We start from the raw sequence: 1,095 nt of genomic DNA on the forward strand, positions 1-1,095 counted from the left end.
CTCTAGGTGTACCGGGCCATGAGGTTGGTTCGGGTTTGGGCATTGTGAATGGGGAGAACCTCCGGGCTTAGTGGAGATATCTGACGTCTTCACGAACTCGGAGGTTCTCGTGTCCCACCGTAACGCTCGACTGACCGTGCACGGCCGGCTGCTGATCGTGGATCGCGCCCGTGCGGGGTGGAAGCAAGCTCATATCGCCGCGGCGATGGGCGTGTCACGCCGCTGCGTGAAGCGGTGGCTGGACCGGTACCGGGACGAGGGTGAGACTGGTCTGCACGACCGGTCCTCGCGCCCTCATCGCATCGCCAACCGCACCCCAGACGCCGCAGCGGCCGCGGTGGTCGCGATTCGGAAGAAGGAGCGAATCGGGCGTGACGAGATCGCGACCCGGACCGGCGTGCCGGCGCGGACGGTGTCGCGGATCATCGCGCGCGCTGGCCTGCCGCGGCTGGCGGAACTGGACCCGATGACCGGTGAGCAGATCCGCGCGTCCAAGACCACCACGGTCCGCTACGAACGCGAGCGACCGGGTGAGCTGGTGCACATGGACGTGAAGAAGCTGGGCCGCATCCCCGACGGTGGCGGCTGGAAGGCCCACGGCAGAGAGGCGGGGTCACTCCTGCGAGACCGGACGACGAGGATCGGGTTCGACTACATTCACTCGGTCGTCGACGACCACTCCCGGCTGGCGTACTCCGAGGTCCTCCCCGACGAGAAGGGACCGACCTGCGCCGCGTTCCTCGAGCGCGCGATCGGCTACTTCGCCCGGCACGGCATCGTCCGCATCGAACGACTGCTCACCGACAACTCCTGGGCCTACCGCTGGTCGCTGCGCGAGGTCTGCGCCGCGCACGGCATCCGACAGAAGTTCATCAAACCCCACTGCCCCTGGCAAAACGGTAAAGCAGAGCGATTCAACCGCACCCTGCAGACCGAGTGGGCCTACCGGCAGCCGTTCACCTCGAACGACGCTCGCACCGCGGCCCTTGACCCCTGGCTGGAGCACTACAACACTGGACGTCGCCACTCAGCACTCGGAGGCAAGCCCCCGATCAGCCGCCTGCAACCAACGTCCTGACCCGGTACATCTAGGGC

General features: G+C 66.8%; 1 protein-coding gene. It reads left to right on the forward strand.

What is annotated here, in order from left to right:
• Window positions 1–109 precede the first annotated feature (109 nt).
• Window positions 110–1,078 carry an IS481 family transposase gene (locus MA875_RS17330; protein WP_248243444.1) on the forward strand — a complete coding sequence of 323 codons (969 nt, stop codon included), beginning with the start codon at window positions 110–112 and terminating at the stop codon, window positions 1,076–1,078.
• Window positions 1,079–1,095: the final 17 nt, after the last annotated feature.

Source organism: Microbacterium kunmingense (assembly GCF_023155745.1).
GTDB classification, from domain to species: Bacteria; Actinomycetota; Actinomycetes; order Actinomycetales; family Microbacteriaceae; genus Microbacterium; species Microbacterium kunmingense.